The organism is Arthrobacter sp. PsM3 (assembly GCF_030433895.1).
Taxonomy (GTDB): Bacteria; Actinomycetota; Actinomycetes; order Actinomycetales; family Micrococcaceae; genus Arthrobacter.
This window is the reverse complement of the sequence record NZ_JARUXE010000043.1, coordinates 1-24,242: the sequence shown is the minus strand read 5'-3', so window position 1 is coordinate 24,242 and position 24,242 is coordinate 1. Positions and strand designations below refer to the sequence as shown.

Here is a 24,242-nt window from a genome sequence, read left to right as displayed (position 1 = left end):
CCTCCGCGCCGGAACGAGATTCCGGGGCGGAGGCCTTTGCTGTTGGGCCGGGAGGACCTACTGCTGGATCCATTCCGCGCAAGAGTTCAGGTTGCGGTGCACGCTCTCGACGGCGGCAGTTTCGTCGTGTGCGGCGATGGCGTCCACGAGTTCGTCGTGGCCTTCGTGCGGGAGTCCGTCGAAGCCGCCGCGGCGCTGCTGCCGGAGCAGGTCGGCGTGGAAGACGGCCCCGAAGCTGTTGTACAGCTCGTGGAGCAGGGGATTGCCCGACGCCTGCGCCACCAGGACGTGGAAATCCCAGTCCGCCCGGGCCCAGCCGGGGTAGTCCCCGGAGTGCCAGGCGGTGCGGCGCGCCTCCAGCAGCAGGCGCAGCGCCTCGACGTCGTCGGCGCTCGCATGGCGGGCGGCGAGCCGGGCCGCCTGGGTGTCCAGGCCGACCCGGACCTCCAGGATGTGGACCTGCGAGTGGTCACGGTACATCCGCTGGGCGGCGCCGGAAATCTCGCTGGTGGCGCGGACGTAGGTGCCGTCCCCGCGGCGGACTTCCAGCATGCCGCTGTGCGCCAGCGCCTTGACCGCCTCGCGCAGGGTGCCGCGTGAGACGCCGAGGACAGCCATGAGCTCGGGTTCGGCCGGGATCCGCTGCTGCAGCGGCCATTCGCCCGAATGGATCAGCTCCCGCAGCTTGCCCGTGATCTCCTCCACCAGCGGGGGCCGGTGGGACGTGGTGAGTGTCATGACTGTCCCTTTCCTGCGGACGTGTCGGCGGACGTGGCGACGGGGGTGCCGGCACGGAGCGGTTCCGCACGGGGCCGTTCCCCCTGGTGCGGCCCACTGCGCGGGGGGACCTTGGGCCGGCCGGTCAGCAGATGCCCGACGGCGATCTGGCCCAGGGCGACGGCGAGCAGCAGGACCAGCGGCAGCGTCCAGGCGCCGGTGGCGCTGTGCAGCAGCCCCATGCCGAACGGGCCGAGCGTTGCCAGCAGGTAGCCCGCGGACTGCGCGACCGTGGACAGGGCGGTGGTTTCGGCGGTGGTCCGGCCGCTGCGGCTGATCATCACCATCACGAGCGGGAAGATGCCGAGTCCGAAGCCGAGCAGCACCGCGGTCAACGGAGCCCAGGAAACCGGCAGGACCAGCATGGACAGGACCCCCACGGCCATCGTGACCGTGGCCAGATAGAAGGCGGTGCGCTGCATCCGGGGGCGTGAGCCGATCGCGACCAGCACCATGCCCGCCGGGACGGAGACCAGCTGCATCAGGCCGAACATCAGCCCGCCCTCGGAGGCCGAAAGGCCCAGCGTGACCAGCATGTAGGGGAACCAGCTGAGCACGGCGTAGGCCAGCAGGGCCTGGACCGTGAAGCCGAGGGTAATCAGTGCGCCGGTGCGGGTCCGCAGCAGCGGCCACGGGGAGACCCGGCCGGCTTTGACGGCGGGCGCGTTGCGGTGGGCGTGCAGGGCGATCGGCAGGAACCCGAGGCAGGCGCCGAGCGCGAGGAAGCCGATCGCGCCGACCCCGGCGGAGGGCGAGCCGAGCTGCTGCGCCACCGGGACGATCAGCACGGCGACCACGGTGGCGCCGGTGGTCATGGTCACGGTGTAGAGGGCCGTCATCAGCGAGGTCCGGTGCGCGAAGTGGACGCGGATGAAGGATGGCATCGCCACGTTGCAGATCGCCAGCCCGGACATCCCGACGACGGTGCCCGCCAGCAGCATGCCGGTCGACGGGATACCGCGGACCAGCAGCCCGGCCGCCAGCAGCACGAGGGAGAGCAGGATGGCCTTCTCGAGGCCCAGCCGCCGGGTGAGCCACGAGGTTGCGGCTCCGGCCACGGCGAAGCAGAGCGTGGGGATCGAGGGAATGATGGCGGCGACCAGCGGCCCGTAGCCCAGGACTTCCTGCAGGTCGTGCAGGAGCGCGGCGGCGCCGGTGATGCCGGCACGCAGGTTGAGGCCGATCAGCACAATCGCGACGACCCCGGCGATGACCACGCCGCGGGGTGCGCGCTCGACGGCGGGAGGTGCTGTCTGGGGAGGGGCGGACGCCGCCGTGCTGATAGCCATTCCTAAAGGTTAGACGTTTGATGTTTGATGTCGAGCTTTTAGTGGCGGAAATCTCGGCAGGTGACACGGCCGCCGTCGCCCTCCAACCCCAACGCGGGGTCACATCGCGCCCATGTTGGGGCCCGGGATGGGCGCGATGTGACCCCGCGTTGCTCTGGAGGTGGGGCTAGTGGGCGTGGCGGGCCCGGAGGAGGATCTTGAAGAGTTCGCCGAGGACCAGCAGCAGCACGGCCGGAACCAGGCAGGCAAGCCACTGCTGGCCGGTGAGCGGGACCGTGCCGAACAGGTCCTGCAGCACCCGCATCTGGGTGATCAGCATTGAACCGACGAAGGCCCACGCGAAGGCCCACAGCAGCTTCGGGTTGGACAGCGTGGAGGGACCGAAGGCGCTCTCCGTGGGGTAGCGCAGGTTGAGGGCAACGGCGATGTTCATCAGCCCCAGACCCACAACCCCCATGCTCTGGCCGACCTCGAGTGAGCCGTAGGAGGTCTTGCCGAGCTGCACGAGGACCAGGGTCGCGGCCGCCAGGAACAGTCCGACGCCGACCAGCCGCAACATCATGGACCGGACGATGATCGGCTGATTAAAGGGCCGCGGCTTGCGGTCCATGATGCCCGGCGTCGCGAGGTCCAGGCCCATCACCGCGCCGATGGGCGCGACAATCGCCATGTGGATCCACAGCACCTGGGCCGGGCTGAACAGCGCCGTCCCGGCGATCGCGAAGGCGGACGATCCGATGAACGCCAGGATGAACATAAACAGGTTCGCGACCTGGATCCGGATGAACTTCTGCAGGTTGTCGTACACCAGCCGGCCCTCTTCAACGGCCGCCACGATGGTGGCGAAGTTGTCGTCGGCGAGGATCATCTTGGCCGCGCCCTTGGCGACGTCGGTGCCCGTGATGCCCATCGCGATCCCGATGTCCGCCGCCGCGATCGCCGGCGCATCGTTCACGCCATCGCCGGTCATGGCCACGACGTGGCCCTTGCGCTTGAGCACCTCGACCAGCCGGACCTTGTGTTCGGGCGCCACCCGGGCGATCACGCCGATGCCGTCCACCTGGCTGTCGGCTTCCGCGTCGGTCATCGCCGCGAACTCGGCCCCGGTGACCGCCCGGCCCCTGATGCCCAGTTCCTCGGCGATCGCCGCCGCGGTGACGGCGTGGTCTCCGGTGATCATCCGGACCCGGATGCCGGCCTGCTTCGCCGTGGCGATGGCGGCCACCGCCTCCGCGCGGGGCGGGTCGACCTCGCCGATCAGGGCGCTGATCTCCAGGTCCTGCATGAGCGCCATGAGGTCACTTGACGGATCGAACGTCGCCGGGTCGAACTCGCGCTGCGCCAGGGCCAGTACCCGCCGGCCCTGGCTGGCGATGCGCTCGTTCTCGGCGAGCACCCGCGCGCGCGTTTCCTCCGTGAGGGCCTGGGCGCGGCCGCCCGGCATCCGCCCGGTCGAGGACCTGCTGAGGACGACGTCGGGCGCCCCCTTCACGTAGGCCCGGATGACCGGCCTGCCGTCGGCGCCGGGCATCCGGTGGAACGTGGCCATGAACTTGTAGTCGGAGTCGAAGGGGACCGAGGCCACCCGCGGGTTGTTCCTGCGGAACGCCGTGACGTCCACGCCGCCCTTCTGCGCGAGCACGTACAGCGCCGCCTCAGTGGGGTCCCCGATGACCTCGCCGTCCTGGATGTCGGAGTCGTTGCACAGCGCGCAGGGGAACATCACGTAGTCCAGGTCCCGTTCGGCGTCGCCGGTGGTCCGCTGGACCTGGCCGTCGAAGCTGTAGCCCTCACCGCTCACCGTGTAGTGGTGCTGCACCGTGGTGATCTCGCGGACCGTCATCTGGTTCAGGGTCAGGGTGCCGGTCTTGTCCGAATTGATCGCCGAGGTGGAGCCCAGGGTCTCCACCGCGGGCAGGACCTTCATGATGGCGTTCTTCTTGGCCATGTTGACCGAGCCGACGGACAGGATGGTGGTGACGACGGCGGGCAGCGCGTCCGGGATCGAGCCAACGGCCAGCGCCACGCCGATCCCGAAGAGCACCGCGAAGGATTCGCCCTGGGCCAGGCCCATTACGACGATGGCGATGAAAGCGAAGAGGGCCGCGACGATGATGAAGATGGTGAGCCGGTCCACCTGCTTGGTGAGCGGGGTCTTCTCCGCTTTCTGTCCGGAGAGCATGTGGGCGATGTGTCCCACCTCCGACCCCATGCCGGTGGTGGTCACGAGGATTTCGCCGTGGCCGCGGGTCACGTTGGTGTTCATGAACGCCATGTTGACGCGGTCACCGAGGCCGACGTCGTGCCGGCTGATGGAGGCGGTCTCCTTCTCGACGGCGACGCTCTCGCCGGTCAGGGCGCCCTCCTCGATCTGCAGGGTGGCCGCCAGGATGATCCGGCCGTCGGCGGGGACGCGGTCACCGGCGTCGACCACCACGATATCGCCGGGAACAATCTGCTCGGCGGGGACCTCCGCCATGACGCCGTCGCGGCGCACCTTGGCCATAGCCTTCATCATCCTGCCCAGGGACGCGGCGGCGGCCTCGGCCTTGCCCTCCTGGTGGTAGCCCAGCCAGGCGTTGAACAGGGTCAGGACGGCGAGGCCAATGGCGGTCCCGTATTCCTCGATCAGGAGGCTGACCAGCGCGGCGACCACAAGCACGATCTGCATGTAGTCCGCGTAGTGCTTGAAGAACTGCTTCCAGACCGGCTCCTGCTTCGCCGCGGCCAGGGCGTTGGGGCCGTACTCCTGCAGTCTTTGCTGCGCCTCGGCGGCGCTCAGTCCGCGGGCCGGCTCCACCCGCAGCTCGGCTGCGACCTCCCCGGGTGCCAGCGCGTACCAGGTCGCGTCCGCCTCGGCCGGGACTACCCCTGCTGCTGCTCCGGACTTGTCGGTCATGACGTACTCCTCATCGAGGCACTGCTCAGAACGGGGTGGGAATCTGCCGCGGCGTCAGGGTCGGCTCGGTGTAGTCGCCGGCCTTCTGCCGCTTCGGCAGTTCGACGTCGAGCCCCGGGAATGGCTCGTAAGGCACCTGGCTCAGCAGGTGGCTGATGATGTTGAGCCGGCCGCGCTTCTTGACGTCGTTGTTCGCGACGTACCAGGGCGCCCAGGCGGTGTCGGTTGCCTCGAACATGGCGTCCCGTGCCCGGGAGTAGTCGTACCAGCGGCTGTAGGACTTCAAATCCATCGGCGAGAGCTTCCACGTCTTGCGCGGGTCGTCCATGCGGCTCTTGAGCCGCCGGGTCTGCTCGTCGGCGCTGACCTCGAGCCAGAACTTGAGCAGGATGATTCCGGAGTCGACCATTGCCTTCTCCACAAGCGGGGTCATGTTGAGGAACTTTTCGGTCTGTTCCGGGGTGCAGAAACCCATGACGGGCTCGACGCCGGCCCGGTTGTACCAGCTGCGGTCGAAGATGACCACCTCGCCGGCCGCGGGGAAATGCGACATATAACGCTGGAGGTACATCTGGGATTTTTCCCGGTCCGTCGGGGTGGGCAGTGCCACCACCCGGAACACGCGGGGGCTCACGCGCTCGACGATGCGTTTGATCGTGCCGCCCTTGCCGGCGGTGTCACGGCCCTCGAACACGATGCAGATCTTGGCTCCGGTGGACTTGACCCACTCCTGCAAGGCGACCAGCTCGCCCTGCAGCTTGGCCATTTCCGCCTCGTACTCCTTGCGGCGCATCTTTGTCCCGAGCTCCTCGTCGGCGCTCTTCTTGTTCTTCTTCTTTTTGCCCACGCTCGGCCTCCTAGTCGGTTACTTCCTAGGGCGAATCAGGCAACCGCACCGCGACACCAACGGGACCGGCAATTTCACCCGGGGAACGGGGACGGGAACGGGGGCCGGTGAGTCGTAGGCACCCGTCGCGCGCACTCCCGTGCAGCGACCTGCCTTTTCCAGTGTTGGCCCTGGCCGGAATCCGGGTCTACGGCACTAAGACCCTATTGACGCGCCAAACCCCGCGGCCGTCCGGGGACTGGTGCGCCAACCCAGGGAACGCGACCCGCCGCCGTCGTCCTCCACCAGCAACGCGGGGTCACATCGCGCCCATGCTGGGGCCCCGGATGGGCCGGATGTGACCCCGCGTTGCTCTGGGGGTGGGGGAGGGGAGGGGGTCAGTGGGGGTGGCGGGCGCCCAGGCGCTGCACGGCCAGGGCGAGCCAGAGCTGCACCCGGTCCGAGGTCTGGGCAGGGTCGTAGCCGGTGAGTTCGGTGATCTGCGCCAGCCGGTAGCGGACCGTGTTCCGGTGCAGCGTGAGCGCCTCGGCGACGGCGGCCACCGAGCCGTTGTTGTTCAGGTAGCTCTCCAGCGTCGCCATCAGCTCGGCGCCGTGGGCGGCGTCGAAGGTCCGGAGCGGATTGAGGGCCTCGTTGGCCATGTCCGCCAGCGGCACGTCCTCGCTGGCCAGCAGCAGCGAGGTCAGGCTCAGCCGCTCGGGTTCGTTCACGGGCAGGCCGTGGCTGGCCGCATCGCGGGCCTCGAAGTAGCTCCAGCGCAGCCCGTTGGGCTTGGTGTACGCCCCGCCGATCCCGATCGTGGCGTGGATCCCGGCCTCGGCCAGGTGGTCGCTGAGGCTCCGGGCCAGCGCGCTGGCGCCGCTGCCGTCGTCGGGCACCACCGCCACCAGGTCCTTGCCGACGACGGCGCTCACCGACTTCTCGAGCGGCTGCGGCAGCGAGGAGGTCCCGAGCTGTTTGAAGTGCGCGGCGGACTCGGCCAGCAGGACCACATTCCGGCGGGTGCTGTTGACGCCGATCCCGGCGAGCCGCCGCGTGGCTTCGCTGGGCTCCAGGGTCCCGTGGATTACGTCCTCGAGGACCTGCCCGGCCAGGGCGCGCTGGGACTGGCGCTGCTTGACCATGTTGTTGAGCTCGACGCTGATCAGGTTCTGGGCGTAGCCGACGATCCCCGAGTCCTCGAAGGGCTGTTTGACCCACAGTGTGCACGCGTCGCGGCGGCCGGTGGGGATCGGGAAGGACGCCCAGCCCTCGGCGCTCGGCGCGGGATGGCCGGGGACGCTGTTGTAGAGCTGGGCGGTGAACTGGGTCATCACGATGTCGGTGCGCAGCATGGAACCGAGGTGCTTGAGGAGTTCGGCGAGGCCGCCGCCGGTGAGCAGGGCCCGGGCCAGGATCTGGTGCCCGGCGATGAGCCGCTCCAGCTTGGTGAAGTGGTCCGCGGACTGGGCGTCCGCGACGAGCTTGCCGATCGCGATGAACGGCGTCTCGTACGGCACCTCGACCACCGGCAGCCCCCAGCGGTTGGCCTCGGCAATCAGGGCCGGAGGCACGGCGTCGTGCGTCAGGCCGATGCCGAACCCGATTCCCACCGCCCCGGCGCGCTGGACCTGGCGCACAAAGCGGCGCTGTTCCGGGGCGCTCTTGAGCCGCATGCCGGTAGTGAGGATCAGTTCGCCGCCGTTGAGGAAGCGCTGCGGGTCCTCCTGCTCGGTGACTGCCACCCAGACGATGTCCTGGTGCCAGGTGGTTTCGGCGAGGCCGGCCTTGGCGAGTTTAAGGGATGGCACCGCCAGCAGGGCAGCGAGTGAAATGGCCATGGAATCAGGATAACCGGGGGCTGGTCAAGCGCACTAAAATTTGGCGACAACGGTGTGCAGGTGACTATTCCCCGGGGTTGACCGGCTGGCATAGGCTCGGAGCAGTCTCATTGGGTCCTTTTCAGCGTGAAAGAGGTTGCACACCGTGGTTCAAACCTTGCAGAACTTCATCAACGGCGAGTTCGTCACCCCCGCCGGCACCGCGATGCTGGACATCGTCAACCCCACCAACGGCGACGTCGTTGCGAAGTCGCCGGTCTCGGTGCAGGCCGACGTCGACGCCGCCATGACCGCCGCGAAGGACGCCTTCAAAAGCTGGAAGCGCACGACGCCGGGGCAGCGCCAGCTCATGCTGCTCAAGCTCGCCGACGCCGTCGAGGCGAACAGCGACGAGCTCGTCGACGCCCAGCACCGCAACACCGGCCAGGTCCGCTCGCTGATCGCCTCCGAGGAGGTTGCCGCCGGCGCCGACCAGCTGCGCTTCTTCGCCGGGGCCGCCCGCATCATGGAGGGCAAGTCCGCCGGAGAATACTTCGAGGGCCACACCTCCTATGTCCGGCGCGAACCGATCGGCGTCGTCGCGCAGGTCGCGCCCTGGAACTACCCGTTCCTGATGGCCATCTGGAAGATCGGCCCCGCCCTGGCCGCGGGCAACACCATCGTGCTCAAGCCCTCGGACACCACCCCGGAATCCACCCTGGTCCTGGCCCGCCTCGCCGGCGGGATCTTCCCGGCCGGCGTGCTCAACGTCGTCCTGGGCACCGGCGAGACCGGCGCCCTGATGGTGGAGCACAAGGTCCCCGGCCTCGTCTCGATCACCGGCTCCGTCCGGGCCGGCATCGCCGTCGCCTCCGGCGCCGCGAAGGGCCTCAAGCGCGCCCACCTGGAGCTCGGCGGCAAGGCCCCCGCGGTGGTTTTCGCCGACGCCGACATCAAGAAGAGCGCCGCGGCCATCGCCGAGTTCGCCTTCTTCAACGCCGGACAGGACTGCACCGCGATCGCCCGCGTGCTGGTCCAGGACACCGCCTATGACGATCTCGTGGCGGCCCTCGTGGAGCACACGAAGACCCTGCGCACCGGCTCGCAGAACGACGAGGACAACTACTTCGGCCCGCTGAACAACGTCAACCACTTCAACACGGTCAAGGCCCTGGTGGAGTCCCTCCCGGCCAACTGCCGGATCGAGACCGGCGGCCACCAGGCCGGCGAGAAGGGGTTCTTCTTCGAGCCCACCATCGTCACCGGCGCCAAGCAGAGCGACGACATCGTCCAGAAGGAAGCCTTCGGCCCGGTCATCACAGTGCAGAAATTCAGCACCGAGGAAGAGGCCGTGGAGCTGGCGAACGACGTCGACTACGCCCTCGCCTCCAGCGTCTGGACCTCCAACCACGGCACGGCCATGCGCCTCAGCCGCGACCTGGATTTCGGCGCCGTCTGGATCAACACCCACATCCTCCTTACCGCCGAAATGCCGCACGGCGGCTTCAAGCAGTCCGGCTACGGCAAGGACCTCTCCATGTACGGGGTGGAGGACTACACCCGCATCAAGCACGTTATGTCTGCATTAGATGCATAACGCTCTCGCTTAGTCCCCACCGGCGCCCTAACCTCGCTCCGCTCCGGCCAGGAACCCTGCCGGCGTGGCCCCATTGAGTCAAGAAAGGCTTTCCCATGACCAGCACCGCCTACGACATCACCTACCGTCTTGAGCAGAAGCGCCGCGTCCAGGCCGACTTCCCAGGCCCGAAGTCCCTTGCGCTGACCGAACGCCGCAAGGCCGTCGTCGCCGCCGGCGTCGCGTCCAGCGTCCCCGTGTTTGTCGCCGACGCCGACGGCGGCATCATCCACGACGTCGACGGCAACTCCTTCATCGACCTGGGCTCAGGCATCGCCGTGACCAGCGTCGGGGCCTCCGACCCGGCCGTCGTCGGCGCGGTCAAGGAAGCCGTGGAGCACTTCACCCACACCTGCTTCATGGTCACGCCGTACGAGGGCTACGTGGCCGTCGCCGAGCAGCTGAACCGCCTCACGCCCGGGGACCACGAGAAGCGCACCGTGCTGTTCAACTCCGGCGCCGAAGCCGTGGAAAACGCCGTCAAAGTGGCCCGCCTCGCCACCGGCCGTGACGCCGTCGTCGCCTTCGACCACGCCTACCACGGCCGCACCAACCTCACCATGGCGCTGACCGCCAAGGCCATGCCCTACAAGACCAACTTCGGACCGTTCGCGCCCGAGATCTACCGCATGCCGATGAGCTACCCGTACCGCGAGGAAAACCCGGAGATCACGGGGGCCGAGGCCGCCAAACGCGCCATCAGCATGATCGAGAAGCAGATTGGCGGCGAGCAGGTTGCCGCGATCATCATCGAACCCATCCAGGGCGAGGGCGGCTTCATTGTCCCGGCGGAGGGGTTCCTGCCGGCGCTGGCCGCGTGGGCCAAGGACAAGGGCATCGTCTTCATCGCCGACGAGGTCCAGTCCGGTTTCTGCCGGACCGGTGAATGGTTCGCCGTGAACCACGAGGGCGTCATCCCGGACATCATCACCATGGCCAAGGGCATCGCCGGCGGCATGCCGCTCTCCGCCATCACCGGCCGCGCCGAACTGCTCGACGCCGTCCACCCGGGCGGCCTCGGCGGCACCTACGGCGGCAACCCGGTGGCGTGCGCCGCGGCGCTGGCGTCCATCGGCTCCATGGAGCAGTACGGCCTCAACGCCCGTGCCAAGCACATCGAGGAGATCGCCCTCGGCAAGCTGCGCGAACTGGCGACTGAACTTTCTGATACTTCGGTCATCGGCGACGTCCGCGGGCGCGGCGCGATGCTGGCCATCGAACTGGTTCAGGCCGGCTCGAAGGAACCGAACCCGGAACTGACCAAGGCCGTGGCCGCGGCCTGCCTCAAGGAGGGTGTCATCATCCTCACCTGCGGCACCTACGGCAACGTCATCCGGCTGCTGCCGCCGCTGGTCATCAGCGACGAGCTGCTGCTGGACGGCCTCCAGGTCCTGGCCTCGGCCATCAAGGCGAACGCCTAACCCAGTCGCGAAGAGCTGCCGGGAAGGCAACCCCTTCCCGGCAGCCAGCCGGCATGATTGCCCTGCTCAGGGCCGAATGCCGCGAAGTGCCACGGCCAATTCGGGGCCCCGACCCCGTCGCATCGGACTCTGCCCTGGCCCGCGCCCCGGGCGCTGCGGCTGGTGTCCCTCGCTATCATCGGCGGCACCGCATCAGGTGCTCTTCGGCCTTCCGATGCCCATGGTGGTGGTCCCGCGCGATTACACCGGGATCCAACCAGCCCCGCAGTCTGAGTCCAGTTTGAGCGGCGCCGCACCTCTGCGCCGGCTCGCCGGACCCCGGCCCTCCAGTGCGTCACAATGACGGCGCAATGGAGGGCCGTGGCAGTTTAAAGCCCGCGCAGCGAAATTATTCCTGGCTGGGAACCTATCAACTCCTGCGCCTGTGGTGGCGTTTCCAAGTGATGACGCACCGAAAATGGGGTCTTAGGGCCCTACGGAAGGCCTGCGGCATCCTTGGCCGCGTAAACCGAGGCAATGTATCCGAGTACCTCCCGGCCGGACCAAGTACTGCTCCTCTTCCGGCAAGCAAATTATTCACGTAATCAGCACTCGTGTCCCCCTGCATGCATCCCAATAGTTTAGAAGTGGGCCACATGCCGGAATCTAGGAGGTGCAAGTTGGTTACCCAAAACGAGATGTCCTCGAAGAGCACTGTCTTGCCCTTGGCGCACGCTTCTCTTCCGGGAAAGAAGGAAACTTCCTTCCCCCGAATAACGTCAGACGATCTCCAGTTGACCTGGAAACCGTCACCTCCGTGTACAGCGAGGCACTCCGAATCTCACACACCCTCAGTGCAACCATCGATTTCCTGGGGACCCAGTCTTGGGATGCGCGCATCCCCGTCGTCGAAGACGAAAGTGGCGTTGAGACCGGGAATAGCGTCAGGCGCATTGCAAGAGAACGCGCCGGAACGGTGCCGGTTGTGCGCAGGAGCTGCTCTTTTCCAGGCAAGGCGTGGCAACGCCCCCGGAGCGGAAGTGACGGCCCAAAGCCAACGCCAACATCTTGCTCGACAAGGGGGAAATGCAGTGACTCAGCTCTCAACGGTAACCGAGGACCGCACCGGCGACACCGCCGCCGCGTGGTCAATCTCTGTGGACAAACCCCGCCATCCCGGTGGGCGCCTTTTCGGGAACAGTTTCGATCATGCCCCACAGCCGACTTTAGTCCCGGAGCAGAGTGCCGCCGTTCTCACCCTTGACGCTGGCATACGGGATGAAGCAACTGGGGAGGACCTCCGATGACGCACATGCAGAGCGTCGCAGTGACTGCACAGGCGACCTTCGGCCGGGACGGCGCGATGTTCGAGGGCCTGCTTGGCTTCGTAGGACAGCTGAGCGTGGTGCTGTGGGGCCTGGTGGTCGTCACCGCAATCATCCGCTTCGTCGGCATCCGGATCTATCGGCGCGGCGCCGCCAGCACGCGTCTCGTCGAGACTGAGGCGTCGCGCGCCGCCATGCCAACGACCGCCATGCCGATCACCAAGGCCGCGGTCGACCTGGTCCATCCGGCCGCCGCTATGCCGACCACGGCCATGCCGACCACCAAGGCCGCGGTCGACCTGGTCCATCCGGCCGCCGCCGTCACAAGCGCCACGTTCGACCAGGTCCTGCAGCCGGCCCAGGCGCCGGCCGCCGTCGCCGCGTCCGTGAAGATGCCGCACCGCGCGCATCGCAACCGGCGCGCCGCGCACGTGCCCGCGTTCGCCGCCAACTCCACGGAGGCGTGAGCATGGACATCCCGCTCGTGATCTTCTGGCTGTTCGCGGTCGTCAGCATCCTCTACGTCGTGCACTTCGGCCTGTACCTGGTGGGCGCCAACTTCTACGACGTCTGGCAGCAGCGGCGGAAGAGGATGCGGGGAGTCCGGCTCCCCGTCGAGTACGAGGCGGAGTGCGCGGCGACGGCCACCTGGACCCGCCGCGCCCTCCCCGAGGTGCCCGGGCTGGTCTCCATCGCCATCGCCGCCCACAACGAGGAGACGGTGATCGTCCGGACGCTCGACTCCATCCAGCACAGCACTTACCGATCCTTCGAGGTCCTCGTCGCGGATGACGCGTCCTCCGACCTCACCGGCCGGCTGGTCCGCGACTACCAGGTGCGTCACCCCGAGATGGACCTGCGCATCGTGCGGATGCACAAGAACGTCGGCAAGGGCGCGGCGCTCAACTCGGCGCTTCGCCGGCACGCGCGCGGCCAATTCGTGATGACGCTCGACGCCGACTCGATCATCGAGCCGGACACCCTCACAAACGCGCTGTCCTACTTCGACGACCCGTACGTGGCCGGTGTCGCCGCCAACGTGCAGATCCTGGAGGAGACGACCGTGCTCGGCATCCTGCAGCGGTTCGAGCACATGATCGGCTACCGATCGAAGAAGCTCTACTCGCTGCTGAACTGCGAGTTCGTGGTGGGTGGGGTGGCCTCCACCTACCGGATGCGCGTGCTCCGCAAGGTCGGCTTCTATGACACGGACACCCTGACCGAGGACATCGGCCTGAGCGCCAAGATCACCAGCCTGGGCAACCGTCGCTTCCGCATGATCTATGGCGCTGACGTGACCGCGAAGACAGAGGGCGTGCTCACGCTCCGCGCCTTGGCGAAGCAGCGCTACCGCTGGAAGTACGGAAGCAACCAGAACCTGATCAAGTACCGCGGCATGATGCTCAACCCGAGCCGCCGGTACACCGGCACGTTGACCTACTACCGGATGCCGATGGCGCTGCTCAGCGAGTTCACTCTGCTTGTCTCGCCCCTGGCCTGGACGTACGCGGTCTACTGGTCGCTGGCCACGCAGTCGCCCGCCCTGATACTCGGGGCGTACGCGACCATCACCGCCTACACACTGCTGACGATCTGGATGGATGAGAACCTGACCGCGCGTGAACGCACCCGGCTGTCCATCTACGCGCCGACGGCGTACTTCCTCTTCTACATCATGGATCTGGTGCAGCTGACGGCGGCAATTCGCTGCATCGCGCGCTCACGCGGCCTGTTCCAGCGTCCCGAGATCAACACATGGACGTCCCCGCAGCGGGCCGGCAGCGTGGCGGTGGTGGCTCATGCCGCATAAGCGCCGGTGGCTTCTGCGTGTGCTGTTGAATCCCCTCGTAGTCATCGCGGTGGTGGTCGTCATGATCACCACCGCGTGGATGCTGTACGTCGGTGGGACGAGCAGCATCGCCCGGGCGCGACCGGGCGCGAATCTGCTCCCCGCGCTGGATCGGACTGCGGCGGGCGTTCCGGCGGCCTCCGGCCCGTCGGCGCCCGCCGGCCTCTTGGGGGGCTGGAACGTCAGCCATAGCGGGGACGCCCAGACCTCTCTGACGCTGGTCGACGGGCAAATGAACGACCAGGCACTGAAGCTCGACATCACCCGGTACGCCTCGGGCGATGTCACGCTGACGAGCCCACGGGTCGATGTGGAACCCGGCAAGACCTACCTTTTCAAGGCGTTCACCACCAGCGACGCGGACTTCACGATGCTGGCCCGCCACCACCACGCCGACGGCAGCACAACTCTGGAGCAACTGCGGAACCCTCTCCAGAAGCCAGGCAGTTCCCCGTTCACGGTGAGCGACGTGTTCGCCAGCGGTGACACGACGACCGCGGTGGAGTACGTCTTCCGGCTCGCATCGACTGGCACAATCCGGGTCGAGGGCGCATACCTAGAGGCGGCGGACGACGTCCGGGTGCCGCCCGCCGCTAAGGCGGCGGCCAATCTTGTCCCCAACCCCGGGCTCGCCGGTCCCCGGCCGGACGCACCCGACTCATGGTCCCCGTACGCGTCCGGGGCGTCGACCATGGAGTCCGGGCGCGGCGTGGACAAAGACGGCAGCTTCCTCTGGACCCGCGTCGCTAACTACCAGAACGGCGAGGCGAAGTGGCAGTACCAGCCGGTCCCGGTGACCACCGACCAGTACTTCGTGTTCGGCGCGACCTACCGGTCCGAGGGCCAGGTGGACGTTGTAGCGGAGTTCGAGCTCGCGGACGGCGGGCGTGCGTTCCACAACCTGGCGACGCTGCCGCCGGCGGGAGAGTGGACGACGCTCAGCGAGTCGTTCCAGGCCCCCCCCGGGGCGAAGACGGCAATGGTTACCGTGGTGTCCCACGGGGACGGCACCACCGGCGTCCGCGGCTATTCGCTGAGCGACATCACCAAGCCGGGACCCCTCCGCTGGAGTCAGCCCATGGTCTCGATCACCTTTGACGACGGCTGGCAGTCGGTGTATGACCGGGCCCTGCCGCTGCTGAACAAATACAACTTCAAATCCACCCAGTACGTGAATGCCAGCTCCATCGAGACGCCGAACTTCATTACGGGCGCCGAGGTGCAGCAAATGCACCAAGCCGGACATGAGATCGCCGCACACAGCTACGAACACGTCGATCTCACCTCGATTGGCACCGACCGGCTGGACGAGGAGTTGCGCAAGAGCGAGGAGGTGCTGGCCGCTGCCGGCCTCGGCACCGACGATCTGGCACCCCCATACGGCCGGGTAGACCCCCAGGTCGACTGGTACGCGAGCAAGTACTTCAACGTCGTGCGCGGGACGGACGATGGCATCAACACCCGGCAAAACCTCGAACAACACGATCTGAAGGTCCTCTATGTGACCGACGAGACCACGCCGGCCACCCTGGCCGAAGCGCTCGCCGAGACATCCCGATTAAACGGCTGGCTCGTCCTCGTCTACCACCAGATCGCCGCCCCCGACTCGAGCGGCACCCAGGAACACACCATCGCGACGGACCGGAGCACCATCACCAGCGACGTCCTGGCCGCCCAGCTGCAGCTCGTCGCCGATAGCGGCATCGAAGTCCAGCCGGTCGCGCAGGCGTTCAAGCAGCTGCAGGGCCCGTGATCACCATTCGGCGGTGTAACCCCGGCGTCGTCGGCCACCCGAAAGAACGGAGAGTCTCATGACCAGAACCGGAACCAGAACTAGAACCAGAACGTGCTTAGCGCGGGGGCGCACCAAGCTCGTGACCATCATTGTCGCGGTGGGGGCCATGGCCGCCGCGCTGCTGTCCCCGACGGCCGCTTACGCCGCCGTGGACAACCCCGTCGCAACCCCGCTCGTATCCTTCACCTTCGACGACAGCCAGCTGAGCGCGCTGACGCAGGCCGCGCCGGTGCTGCAGAAGTACGGGCTCACCGGAACCAGCTACGTCATCACCAACTGCGTCGGCATGACGACAGTGCCGAACACCTGCCGCGCCAACACTGATGTCCCGTACATGACGTGGGACCAGATCACTCAGCTGCAGAACACGTACGGCTGGGAGATCGGGTCGCACACCGTCGACCACCAGTGCCTGGTGAGCGTCGGAAACGACTGCCAGGCCGCCAAGCTGACGGCCGCTCAGGTGGATGCCGAGCTGGCCAACAGCAAGGCCGCGCTGGCGGCGCACGGCTTCAACCCGACCGCCTTCGCCCCGCCGTACGGCGACTACGACATGTCCGCACTCGCCCAGGTTGCCAAGTACTACAGCTCGATGCGCGGTTTCGCCGACACGGGCAACAACATCTGGCCGCTCGGCGACTACCTGCTCCGCGACGTCCCCGTCCAAGAGGTCACCACCCCGGTAGCCACCCTGAAGGCGAAGGTCGACGAGGCGATCGCGAACAAGACGTGGGCCGTGTTCACCTTCCACGACATCAGGCCGGCGCCGAGCAAGGTCCCGGACGACTACGAGTACGGCACGGCTGAGCTGGACCAACTGGCCGCGTACGTGCAGACCAAGGTAGCGGCCGGCCAGATCAAGAACGTCAACATCAGCAAGGGCCTGGTGAACGGCAGCCCCAACAAACTCGCGAATCCGACCTTCAACAACGGCATCGGCGACGGATGGCGCACCGACTCCCCGTCGACGATCACCGCGGACGCCGCCAACAATGGGAGCTATCCCGACTCCGCCAAGTCGGTGAAGCTGGTCTCGGGCGCCACGACGGGTCACCTGTTCTCGCCGACGGTTCCCGTCTCGCCGACGACGAACTACATGTTCAAGACCTTCCTCAACGTGGCTGCGATCACGTCCGGTGAGGTCGGGTTCTACGTCGACGAGTACAACTCGGCCGGACAGTGGATCTCCGGGCAGTTCCGCAAACGCGAGAACACGCGGTGGGTGGAGTCGATGAACTTCACCTACACGCCGAGCTCGACCAATGTGGCCTCGGCCAGCCTGCAGATCTGGGTGACCGGTAAAGGCATCACCGCATACGTGGACAACGCGCAGATGCTGGCGCTCGGCGCAGAGACGACCCCGCCGCCGGCATCCAACCTCGTTGCCAACGGCACGTTCGACGCCGGCATCAGCTCGGGCTGGACGACCGACTCGGCTGCCACCATCGTGGCCGACGCCGCAAACCACGGGAGCCCGGCCAACCCGGTGAACTCGGTGAAGCTGACGGCCACCACGGCGAACAAGCATCTGTTCTCCCCGCAGGTCGCGGTGACGCCCGGTACCTACAAGATCGCCGGCTACCTCAACATCGCGGCGCGAACCAGCGGTGAGGTGGGCTTCTACATCGACGAGTACAACGCCGCCGGGCAGTGGATCTCCGGGCAGTACAAGCTCGGGGTAACGGTCGCCGGCGTGACCAACGTCGACCTCACCTACTCGCCCAGCACGACTGCGGTCGCCAAGGCGAGCCTGCAGGTCATCGTCCAGGGCAACTCTGGAGTGCAGGCGTACTTCGACGACGTACGCTGGACCAAGCCCTAACGACGAAGACGAGGAGACAGGATGGCCGCGCGCCCGCACGCACTGAAGGTGGTGCTGGCGTGCGGCCTTCTCGTCGTCCTCGGCGGCTGCACCTCACCCGAGCCGACACCGGAGCCCGATGTGACGATCGACCTGCTGCACGAGGACTGGAAGGACGTCCCGGGCGTGACGGCCGGCGGCGACGGCCTGCAGGTCTCCGCCACCGCCGGGCGCATCGTTCAGCAGGACGGCGGGGGAGGCCAGCCGAACCCGCCGCTCAACCTGGCCGGCACACACCTAATGGTCAACGGGGACTTCACACTCAGCGCTACGTTCGCCAACGTGACCGCCGACGCGTCCTGGGCGCTGTATGACCGGCCGCCGGTGATCGCCGACGAGTTCCGGCTCGAGCCGGCGGCCCTGCGGCTCACCCTCCAGGGCGACAAGCTGGAGATCGCCGTCTTCGACGGCACGCAGAGAAAAGACGTGACCCAGCCCGTCCCCGTACACGACGAGCACGTGACGGTCAGCGACCCGCAAGCGCCGCTCACGGTGAGCCGGTCCGGCGACACGCTGAGGATCGCCAGCGGCGCGGACACGCTCTCCTCGCTGCCCCTCGGAAAGGTGTTCTCGACCGGGGAGTTGTGGCTCGGATTGTCAAGCGATTCCGGGGCCTTCGACGTCACCTCCCTCAAGGCGGATGCGCCGGGGAGCGCAGGCCTGCGCACCTCGGGGGCCGCGGTCGCCGACGCCCAGCCGTCAGCCGCGGGCCTGCAGGCACTGGCCGCCAGAACCCGGCCGGACTTCCGGATCGGCGCGGCAGTGGCGCTAGGCCCTCTGACCGGCGACGCGGACTACGCGCGGGAGTTGGTGTCTAACTTCGGCTCCGTCACACCGGAGAACGCGATGAAGCCGCAATTCCTCTCCCCGCAACAGGGGGTGTACACCTTCGACGAGGCCGACGCGATCATCGCGGTCGCGAAAAGCAAGGGCATGATCGTGCACGGCCACACCATCGCCTTCAGCGAGGCGATGCCCCGCTGGATGCAGGACCTGCCCAGTGGCACGGACGCGGAGCGCCGTTCCAGCGCCGAGGCCCTGCTCGGCTACGTCACCACCGTGGTGACGCACTTCAAAGGACGGCTCGACTCGCTCGACGTCGTCAACGAGCCGTTCGACGTCGACCAGGGGACCAGCCTCCAGCAGAACATCTGGTATCGCGTCTTCGGACCCGGCTACCCGGTGGTCGTCTCGCAGGCGGTCTACAAGGCCGACCCGGACGTCAAGCAGTTCATCAACGAGAACGGGGCCGATGTGCCGGGGCACCGCCAGGACGCCCTGCTCAAGCTCACGCTCGACACCAACGCGCAGGGCGGGCACATCTACGGCGTCGGCCTCCAGGCCCACATTTACAGCCTTGAGACCGATGCCATTCCGCAGGCAAAGCTGTCCAAGACGCTCGCCACCTTCGAGGCAGCCGGCCTCCGTGTGCGCATCTCGGAGAACGACGTCACGGATGAGCAGGGGAAGGACGTTCAGGCGGAGCAGTACGCCACGGTGCTGGCCACCTGCCTGCGCTCGCGTGCCTGCATCTCCTACACGACGTGGGGCGTGGACGACCGCTACGACTGGTCGATCGACGACCATGGCAACCTGCAGCAGGGCCACGATTTTCTGTTCAACGGCGGACAGCCAACTCCCGCGTACGACGCGATGAAGCGTGCGCTGGGCGGCTGACAATCAGGTCGCGGGCGACCCGGACTTTGGGCCCCGGGTTGCTTCCTACTTCCAGGAACTGGCATCGAGCTGGATAGCGACGACGTAGAGGTGCTGGCCGCCCTCGATCTTCTCGACCTCGTAGACCCGCACCTTGGTCTGCGGCACCGTACCCATCGGCCGGCCAACGCCGATCCCGTAGGTGAGGACGCCCTCGAAGTCACCGGCCGGGGCGTAGCTGGTGAGGGCCGGGTAGCCGATGGAAGGGGCGGGCGCGCTGGTGATGGTGCTGGCCGTGCCGTCCGCCGTGTGCGCCTGGGCTCCGTGGAACACCACCCTGAGGATGGCTCCGGTGCCGGGCATGGGAACAGGGAGGCCGCTGGCGTCGGCGAGCAGTTCGGGCACAAACTCGACGTTGTAGCTTGGGAACCCGCCCTGGAACCGGAAGCTCAGCTGGTCGTAGGGGGGAGTGTCCGCGGGGTGCATCCCGGCTCCGATGGCATACAGCGTGGGCAGCGGTGCGGCTGCCGGCGGGGGAAGCGGTACCGGGTTCGTATGCGTGGCTTCGAACGGCTGGCCAGGGCCTGGCCAGGTCCAGTCGAGGGCGACCGTGGAGGAGATCACCTTGTCGCCCGATTGCGGCGGCGCCGTTTCGTCCGAGTCCGCCGGCACGGTGGCGGACGCTGACGGGGCCGCCGTCGAAGTGGCCGCCGTCGACGTGGCTGGGGCGGGCGGCGGCGCGCCGGAGGACGCAGCGGACTGGCTGGTGCCGCCGGGTTGTGGGGTGGACGGACTACAGGCGGTGAGGGCCAGCAGCAGGGCCAGCACCCCCACCCCGGCGTTCCGTGCACTGGCGTGGATCTTCCCGTTGTTGATTGCGCTCATGATGCGCTCCCCTCGACCCTGCCAGCCTAGGGGCCGGTGATTGCCCTGCTCAGGGCCGAAAGTCACGAACTGCCACGGCCAATTCCGGGTCCTGCTGGGCTAGAGTCGTTCCTACCACTGCAGGAACGCAGACCGGCCGACGTCGCCCGGGACCCCCGGAGCCAAGCCGGCTTCTGCCACAGACCCATAAGGGGTTCATACATGCGATACGTAGTTGGCTACACACCCACCGACCGCGGCGCCGACGCCGTCGCACTGGCCTCCGCGATGGCCCGCGCCCAGGGTGCGCACCTTGACCTCGTCTACGTCGTGGACCGGCGCACCCCCTATGTCGCGATGAACCCGGAGGGAAGCCGTGTCAGCGCCGCGGAACAGGAAGTCCTCAGCGCGGAACGGGAGGGCCTCTCGCTCGTCCCCAAGGACATCGAGGCCCGGTTCCACGTCCGCCAGGCCGACTCCCATGCCGCCGGCCTCATTGACGCGGCCCTGGAATACAAAGCCGGCCTGATCGTCGTGGGCGCCGCCAGCTCCGGGCTGTTCAAGCGGTACACCATTGGCAGCGCGGCCAACGCCCTGCTCCACGCCTCGCCCGTTCCGGTGGCCCTGGCCCCCCGGGGCTACCACCGCACGGAGCCGATCTCGCGGCTGACCCTCGCGGTGGGCCAGCGCCCCGGCGCGGAGGCGGCGATCGACGTCGCGGTCGAATCCGCGGAACGCCGCGGTGTCCCGCTGCGGCTGGTCTCCCTCGTGGAACTCGACGCCGAAGGGGACGGCGGAGAAAACATCAACGCGGCGCATGTCCACGCCAACACCGTCCTCACCGCGGCGGCCCACCGGCTCCCGGCCGGGCACAACGTCACCGTTGAAGTTGCCCACGGGCGCACGATTGAGGAAGCGATCGACGACCTCGAATGGGACGAAGGCGAGATCCTGATCGTGGGTTCATCCCGCCTGGCGGAAAAGAACAAACTGTTCATCGGCAGCACCGCCCACAAGGTGCTCCTTGCCCTGCCGGTTCCCATGGTGGTGGTCCCGCGCGACTACGTGCGGATCGACACCAGCCCCGAGGACTGACAGCGCGGGAGGGCTGACAGCGCGGGAGGGCTGACAGCACGGGAGGGCGACGCCGGCGGGGCGCCCGGCCGGCGTCGGCCGCCTGCGACGGCTGAGCCAGGCCCGGCCGGCCGCCGCCGCCGGGCGGCCAGTCTCAGGCGGCCGCGCGGGCCAGCTTCCGGGTGACGGAGTTCTTCCGCGTGGTCAGCAGCATGTCCACCGTAAGCACCAGCAGCGCCAGCCAGACGACGCTGAAGCCGATCCACCGGTCGGTGGTCATGGGCTCGTGGAACACAGCCAGCGCCACGATGAACTGCAGCACAGGGGCGAAGTACTGCAGCAGGCCGATCATGGTCATCGGCAGCCGCCGGGCGGAGGCGCCAAAGAACAGCAGCGGCACGGCGGTGATGATGCCCGACGCCGCAAGGAGCCAGAAGTGCGCGGCGCCGTGGGCAGCCAGCGTTGCGGCGCCGGTGAGCGCCAGGACCGTCATCGCGGCCGCGGCCACGGGCGCCAGCACCATCGTCTCGACCGTGAGGCTGGTGATTGAATCAGCGCGCGGACCCACGCGCTTCTTCACGAAGCCGTACAGGCCGAAGCTGAGCGCCAGGGTCAGGGCAATCCACGGCGGTTTGCCGTAGGAAACCGTCAGGACGCCCACGGCGATGAAGCCGATGACGACGGCGGCCCACTGCAGCGGCCGCAGTTTCTCCTTCAGCACCACCACACCCAGCAGGACCGAGACGAGCGGGTTGATGAAATAGCCCAGCGAGGCCTCGACGGCCTGTCCGGTGGTCACGCCGTACACATAGACCAGCCAGTTCACCGCGATCAGGACCGCGGCGATGATCAGCGGGAGGATCAGCGTCCGGGTCCGGAAGGCGGCCCCCAGGACGCGCCAGGAACGCGTGACGGTGATCAGGAGGGTGCAGAACAGCAGCGACCACAGCACCCGGTTGGCCACTATTTCCACCGCTCCGGCCGGCTGCAGCAGGAAGAAGTAGAGCGGCATCAGCCCCCACAGGCCGTAAGCGCCGATCCCGAAGATGATTCCCGCCGTCGTGTCCGTATCCACTGCCTTGAGGACGGCCGGCGGACGCTGCGACTGGCCGCCGGGGGCAGCAGCGCCCGGAGTGCTCAGCGCGGCAGGGGAGGGGGATCGGTCGGGGATAGGCACAAGATCCATAACACCACCTCCGGGACCCGTATTCCTGTCTTGCGGCTCCAATGCACCCGGCGCCGGGCACCGATCCCTGCGATGTCGGTCACGGGGGCGCCCGTTCATCAGCGCGGACATTTAGAATAGGGGATTGTGCGCTGCATGAACTGGCGCTGTCGCCAAGACTCAGAAGGGCTCCCGGTGTCCAACTCGGCCGAAACCACGTCCAAACGTCCGCTCCGCGTTGCGATCGTCGGCGCCGGACCGGCCGGCGTCTACGCCGCGGACATCCTGACCAAGTCCAACGACGTCAAGGACGGGGACTTTGAAGTCAGCATCGACCTCTTCGAGGCGTACCCGGCCCCGTACGGCCTGATCCGCTACGGCGTCGCCCCGGACCACCCCCGGATCAAGGGGATCGTCAACGCGCTGCACAAAGTCCTGGACCGCGGCGACATCCGCTTCCTCGGCAACGTCACCTACGGCCGCGACCTGACCCTGCACGACTTCCGCGCCTTCTACGACGCGGTGATCTTCTCCACCGGCGCCATCAAGGACGCGGACCTGGACATTCCCGGCGTCGGGCTCGAGGGGTCCTTCGGCGGGGCCGATTTCGTCTCCTGGTACGACGGGCACCCCGACGTTCCCCGCGACTGGCCGCTGGAGGCCAAGGAAATCGCGGTGATCGGCAACGGCAACGTCGCCTTGGACGTGGCGCGGATGCTGGTCAAGCACGCCGACGATCTGCTGGTCACGGAGATCCCGGACAACGTCTACCAGGCGCTTAAGAAGTCCCCGGTCACGGACGTGCACGTCTTCGGCCGGCGCGGTCCGGCCCAGGTCAAGTTCACGCCACTGGAACTGCGCGAACTCTCGCACGCCCGGGACGTCGACATCGTCCTGTACCCGGAGGACTTCGAGTTCGACGAGGCCTCGGATGAAGCGATCCGCAGCAACAACCAGATCCGCACCATGGTCAACACCCTGACCAACTGGCTCGTCGAGGAACACGCCGAGGCCGAGGAGCCGTCCTCCCGGCGCCTGCACCTGCACTTCCTGCACAGCCCGGTTGAGATCCACGACGACGCCGCGCACCCGGGCAAGGTCACCGGCATCAAGTTCGAGCGCATGCAGCTGGACGGCACCGGCAACGTCAAGGGCACGGGGGAGTACCTCGACTACCCGGTCCAGGCCGTCTACCGCGCGATCGGCTACCACGGCTCGCCGCTGGACGAACTCGAATACGACACCCGCCGCGGCGTCATCCCCAACGAGGGCGGCCGGGTGCTCGACGCCGAGGGCAATCCCGTCCCCGGCATCTACGCGACCGGCTGGATCAAGCGCGGACCCGTGGGCCTGATCGGGCACACCAAGGGCGACGCACTGGAAACGATCGGCTTCCTCCTCGAGGACCGGCTGAACCTCCCGCCGGCGCAGAACCCGGACCCGCAGGCGATCATCGACCTCCTCAAGGAACGCGGGATCGAATACACCACCTGGGAAGGCTGGAACAAGCTCGACGCCCGCGAACTGGCCCTCGGCGCGGAGTGGTCCGCTTCCGGGGACGCCAACGGCGTCGTGCGGGAACGCGTGAAGGTGGTTCCCCGCGAGGACATGGTGCAAATCTCCCGCGGCTGAGTGTTTTGCGCGGCGCGGAATTCCTCGCGACGCGCGAAAATGCGGGCGCTCCGGTATCCCGGCGTCGACCGCGCCTTGGCGCAGCGTGGATCCCATTGTGCGGCGCCGAGCCTTTTGCGCATCGCAGGTCAGAGTGCGGGGCTGGGAGATGCAGCGCAAGAGTGCGGGGCTGGGAGATGCAGCGCAAGAGTGCGGGGCTGGGAGATGCAGCGCAAGATAGTTGGCGCAGCGCGGGATCATTGGCGCAGCGTGGAGCCGGCCCGTCGGCGGCGCCCGCGGCGCAGATTTCCTCGCGACGCGCAATGACGCGGGCGCTCCAGTATTCCGGCGTCGACAGCGTCTTTGGCGGGCGCGGAACTAATGGCGCAGCGCAG

General features: G+C 67.7%; 16 protein-coding genes. 9 read left to right on the top strand and 7 right to left on the bottom strand.

The genetic code is table 11. From position 1 onward, the window contains the following. Positions 1 to 57 precede the first annotated feature (57 nt). The 5 genes from QCD75_RS18390 to QCD75_RS18370 all read right to left on the bottom strand — a co-directional run bounded on the left by QCD75_RS18390 (position 58) and on the right by QCD75_RS18370 (position 7,632). On the bottom strand, positions 58 to 738 hold the full coding sequence (locus tag QCD75_RS18390) for a FadR/GntR family transcriptional regulator (protein WP_301230864.1): 681 nt from the start codon (positions 736 to 738) through the stop codon (positions 58 to 60). After that, complete coding sequence (locus QCD75_RS18385) at positions 735 to 2,066, bottom strand: MFS transporter (RefSeq protein ID WP_301230863.1); 1,332 nt, start codon at positions 2,064 to 2,066, stop codon at positions 735 to 737. The genes QCD75_RS18390 and QCD75_RS18385 overlap by 4 nt, the downstream gene beginning before the upstream one ends. A gap of 166 nt (positions 2,067 to 2,232) precedes the next feature. Next, positions 2,233 to 4,965: a cation-translocating P-type ATPase gene (locus tag QCD75_RS18380; RefSeq protein WP_301230861.1), complete on the bottom strand. Its 2,733-nt coding sequence runs from the start codon at positions 4,963 to 4,965 to the stop codon at positions 2,233 to 2,235. Positions 4,966 to 4,990: 25 nt separating this feature from the next. Next, positions 4,991 to 5,812: a polyphosphate kinase 2 gene (ppk2, locus tag QCD75_RS18375; protein WP_301230860.1), complete on the bottom strand. Its 822-nt coding sequence runs from the start codon at positions 5,810 to 5,812 to the stop codon at positions 4,991 to 4,993. A 377-nt stretch (positions 5,813 to 6,189) separates the two neighbouring features. Continuing rightward, entirely contained in the window at positions 6,190 to 7,632 is a 1,443-nt protein-coding gene (locus QCD75_RS18370) for a PucR family transcriptional regulator (RefSeq protein WP_301230858.1), read from the bottom strand. Positions 7,633 to 7,777: 145 nt separating this feature from the next. Here QCD75_RS18370 and QCD75_RS18365 point away from each other — a divergent pair, with 145 nt between their 5' ends. The 7 genes from QCD75_RS18365 (at position 7,778) to QCD75_RS18335 (ending at position 19,154) form a co-directional block, all read left to right on the top strand. Continuing rightward, positions 7,778 to 9,208, top strand: a complete 1,431-nt coding sequence (locus tag QCD75_RS18365) for a gamma-aminobutyraldehyde dehydrogenase (RefSeq protein ID WP_226758825.1) — start codon at positions 7,778 to 7,780, stop codon at positions 9,206 to 9,208. Positions 9,209 to 9,303: 95 nt separating this feature from the next. Continuing rightward, entirely contained in the window at positions 9,304 to 10,668 is a 1,365-nt protein-coding gene (gene gabT, locus QCD75_RS18360) for a 4-aminobutyrate--2-oxoglutarate transaminase (protein ID WP_301230857.1), read from the top strand. Positions 10,669 to 11,950: 1,282 nt separating this feature from the next. Next, positions 11,951 to 12,439 carry a hypothetical protein gene (locus QCD75_RS18355; RefSeq protein ID WP_301230856.1) on the top strand — a complete coding sequence of 163 codons (489 nt, stop codon included), beginning with the start codon at positions 11,951 to 11,953 and terminating at the stop codon, positions 12,437 to 12,439. A 2-nt stretch (positions 12,440 to 12,441) separates the two neighbouring features. Beyond that, positions 12,442 to 13,782 (top strand): glycosyltransferase family 2 protein, encoded by a 1,341-nt coding sequence (locus QCD75_RS18350; RefSeq protein ID WP_301230878.1) that lies wholly within the window; start codon positions 12,442 to 12,444, stop codon positions 13,780 to 13,782. Between the two features lie 19 nt (positions 13,783 to 13,801). Then, positions 13,802 to 15,574: a polysaccharide deacetylase family protein gene (locus QCD75_RS18345; RefSeq protein ID WP_301230855.1), complete on the top strand. Its 1,773-nt coding sequence runs from the start codon at positions 13,802 to 13,804 to the stop codon at positions 15,572 to 15,574. 121 nt (positions 15,575 to 15,695) lie between these two features. Then, positions 15,696 to 17,438 carry a polysaccharide deacetylase family protein gene (locus QCD75_RS18340; RefSeq protein WP_301230854.1) on the top strand — a complete coding sequence of 581 codons (1,743 nt, stop codon included), beginning with the start codon at positions 15,696 to 15,698 and terminating at the stop codon, positions 17,436 to 17,438. 21 nt (positions 17,439 to 17,459) lie between these two features. Continuing rightward, positions 17,460 to 19,154 carry an endo-1,4-beta-xylanase gene (locus QCD75_RS18335; RefSeq protein WP_301230853.1) on the top strand — a complete coding sequence of 565 codons (1,695 nt, stop codon included), beginning with the start codon at positions 17,460 to 17,462 and terminating at the stop codon, positions 19,152 to 19,154. A 45-nt stretch (positions 19,155 to 19,199) separates the two neighbouring features. Here QCD75_RS18335 and QCD75_RS18330 read toward each other — a convergent pair whose 3' ends face one another. Continuing rightward, complete coding sequence (locus QCD75_RS18330; RefSeq protein WP_301230851.1) at positions 19,200 to 20,018, bottom strand: AMIN-like domain-containing (lipo)protein; 819 nt, start codon at positions 20,016 to 20,018, stop codon at positions 19,200 to 19,202. A 201-nt stretch (positions 20,019 to 20,219) separates the two neighbouring features. Here QCD75_RS18330 and QCD75_RS18325 point away from each other — a divergent pair, with 201 nt between their 5' ends. Then, positions 20,220 to 21,092: a universal stress protein gene (locus QCD75_RS18325; RefSeq protein WP_301230849.1), complete on the top strand. Its 873-nt coding sequence runs from the start codon at positions 20,220 to 20,222 to the stop codon at positions 21,090 to 21,092. 133 nt (positions 21,093 to 21,225) lie between these two features. Here QCD75_RS18325 and rarD read toward each other — a convergent pair whose 3' ends face one another. Then, the gene (gene rarD / locus QCD75_RS18320) at positions 21,226 to 22,257 is read right to left on the bottom strand and encodes an EamA family transporter RarD (protein ID WP_301230848.1); all 1,032 of its coding nucleotides are present in this window, start codon (positions 22,255 to 22,257) and stop codon (positions 21,226 to 21,228) included. A gap of 174 nt (positions 22,258 to 22,431) precedes the next feature. Between rarD and QCD75_RS18315 the strand changes: the two genes are divergently transcribed. After that, positions 22,432 to 23,868 carry an FAD-dependent oxidoreductase gene (locus QCD75_RS18315; RefSeq protein ID WP_301230847.1) on the top strand — a complete coding sequence of 479 codons (1,437 nt, stop codon included), beginning with the start codon at positions 22,432 to 22,434 and terminating at the stop codon, positions 23,866 to 23,868. Positions 23,869 to 24,242: the final 374 nt, after the last annotated feature.

Coding starts and splice junctions, on each gene's coding strand:
- QCD75_RS18355 (WP_301230856.1), top strand. CDS start 11,951: ATGACGCACATGCAGAGCGTCGCAGTGACTGCACAGGCGACCTTCGGC.
- QCD75_RS18325 (WP_301230849.1), top strand. CDS start 20,220: ATGCGATACGTAGTTGGCTACACACCCACCGACCGCGGCGCCGACGCC.
- QCD75_RS18350 (WP_301230878.1), top strand. CDS start 12,442: ATGGACATCCCGCTCGTGATCTTCTGGCTGTTCGCGGTCGTCAGCATC.
- QCD75_RS18385 (WP_301230863.1), bottom strand. CDS start 2,066: ATGGCTATCAGCACGGCGGCGTCCGCCCCTCCCCAGACAGCACCTCCC.
- QCD75_RS18370 (WP_301230858.1), bottom strand. CDS start 7,632: ATGGCCATTTCACTCGCTGCCCTGCTGGCGGTGCCATCCCTTAAACTC.
- QCD75_RS18390 (WP_301230864.1), bottom strand. CDS start 738: ATGACACTCACCACGTCCCACCGGCCCCCGCTGGTGGAGGAGATCACG.
- QCD75_RS18380 (WP_301230861.1), bottom strand. CDS start 4,965: ATGACCGACAAGTCCGGAGCAGCAGCAGGGGTAGTCCCGGCCGAGGCG.
- gabT (WP_301230857.1), top strand. CDS start 9,304: ATGACCAGCACCGCCTACGACATCACCTACCGTCTTGAGCAGAAGCGC.
- QCD75_RS18330 (WP_301230851.1), bottom strand. CDS start 20,018: ATGAGCGCAATCAACAACGGGAAGATCCACGCCAGTGCACGGAACGCC.
- rarD (WP_301230848.1), bottom strand. CDS start 22,257: ATGGATCTTGTGCCTATCCCCGACCGATCCCCCTCCCCTGCCGCGCTG.
- QCD75_RS18335 (WP_301230853.1), top strand. CDS start 17,460: ATGGCCGCGCGCCCGCACGCACTGAAGGTGGTGCTGGCGTGCGGCCTT.